This window comes from Rathayibacter sp. AY1A3 (genome assembly GCF_002930975.1).
In the GTDB taxonomy this organism is placed as follows: domain Bacteria; phylum Actinomycetota; class Actinomycetes; order Actinomycetales; family Microbacteriaceae; genus Rathayibacter.
In genome coordinates, this window is sequence record NZ_PSTO01000064.1 from 4288 (window position 1) to 6131 (window position 1844).

The window sequence follows — 1844 nt, forward strand, 5'->3', positions numbered from 1 at the left end:
GGGCGCGCGAGCGCGCCGGGGATCCGGGTGGGAGGACGCTCGGCGCCCTCCCACCCGGAGTGGTGGTGCCGTCAGCTGCAGCGTGCGGCCGCGTAGGTCGCGGTCAGCGGCGTCTGCACGCCGTTCGCGGTCGAGGTCCCCGTGAGGGTCCCCGCTGCGACCGACGTCGCGCGGGTCGAGATCGCGAGGGACGACGTCTTCATCGCCCCCACCTGCTGCACCTTCGCGCCCCAGGGGGTGCTCCAGCGGATCTCGGCGGCGGTGGCGCCCGTGTTCTTGGCGGTGAGGGTGACGACGACCTTGCCGGCGATGCACCGCGAGACGGCGGTGGCGGTGACCGGAGCGGTCGAGGCCACGACGGTGACGGTGGCGCGGACGGTCCGGTTGCCCGGAGCGACCTCCTGCGCCTTCGTCAGCGACAGGTCGAGTGCGCCGTTGGCGCGCACGTTCACGGCCTTGAACCAGGTGTTGCGGTCGGCGTCGAAGAGGCCGCCGGCGCCGTTCGGGTCACTCGCCTGGTGCGGCTCCGGGTAGGGCCGCGCGTGGTAAGCGAGGAGGAGGTTCCCGGAGGTGTCGTGGAGGAAGGAGTTGTGCCCACCGCCCGCGTGGTCCTTCGTGTAGTAGTCGTCCTCGTCCGCTCCGATCCGGCCGGCGGAGGTGTCGTTGGTGGTGAGCACGGGGAACGGCGTCTGCGTCCAGCTGGCCGGGTTCTGCAGATCGGCGGTGGCGTCCGCGGTCAGCATGCCGAGGCTGTAGTACTTGTCGACGGTGCCGCCGGAGTACGTGATGTGGATCCTGTCGCCCTGCTGCACCATGAACGGCGCCTCGACGACGCCCTGGTCGCGGCCCTCCGTGGTGTCCGACGGGGTCGGTGACTGCTTGCCGATCTCCCACGGCTGGCTCTCGCCGTAGACGCGGCTCAGCGTCCCGTCGACCAGCGGGACGGTGCCCTTGGGGCCCTGCTTCACCTTGGCGACCATGATCTGGCCGCCGATCGGCATCACCCAGTAGCCCTGCTTCGCGCCGGCCTCGGTCCGCTCGAAGTAGCTGACATCGAAAGCGGCACCGTCGAGGATCACCGGTTCGCCCCAATTGCCGCGCTCGAGGAACCCGCCCGCGGCGATCGACGCGTCGGTGCCGGTGTAGGGGATCAGGACGGTGTTGTCGCACCAGCCGCCGACGGGCGCGTAGCCCTTGTTCATGCCGGCGACGATCCACCAGGTGCCGTTGATCTTGTGGAACTCCTGCGCCCAGATGAAGCCGCCCCAGCCGTAGTGCGTGTTGGGGAACTCGCCCTCACGCCCCGGCGTGCCGGCGTCGGGGTCGACGACGATCTGCTCGGGAGCGTCCTTCAGGCCCTCGATGGTCGTCGCGCGCTTCAGACCGATCTTGCGGTAGCTCTGGCTCTCGTTCACGGGCTCGAGCGAGGACTGGGCGTAGTGCGATCCGGTGAGGTAGTAGTAGCCGTCGTCCGGGTTGAAGAAGACGTGCGGATCGGCGCGGGCCTCGCTCACCATCTCCTCGCGGTGCTGCTGCACGGTGCCGGTCACCTCGTAGGTGCCAGGGCGGGACGTGTCGAGCGATTCCTCCGTCCAGTCGACCGGGAGGCTCTTGGTGGAGCCGTCGTTGTAGTCGAGGACGACCTGGTCCGGGAGCGCGGTGTCGACGGCCGCGGCGGTCGCGCCCTGGGGCACGCTCGCTCCGACCGGCTTCACGCCGGTGTTCTGCAGATCGACGTAGTTCTTGTAGAAGAGGTCGAACTCCGCGGTCGTCAGGCTGAACTCGCTCGCCTGGTTCTGCGTGGTGAACGACGGGAGTCCCGCTCCCTGCACGCCGAGAGTCCG

General features: G+C 69.7%; 1 protein-coding gene. It reads right to left on the bottom strand.

Annotated elements, in window-relative coordinates:
• Positions 1 to 71: 71 nt before the first annotated feature.
• Positions 72 to 1844 (bottom strand): family 43 glycosylhydrolase (locus C5C10_RS17105; protein ID WP_219813285.1); only part of this gene is annotated, 1773 nt, incomplete at its 5' end.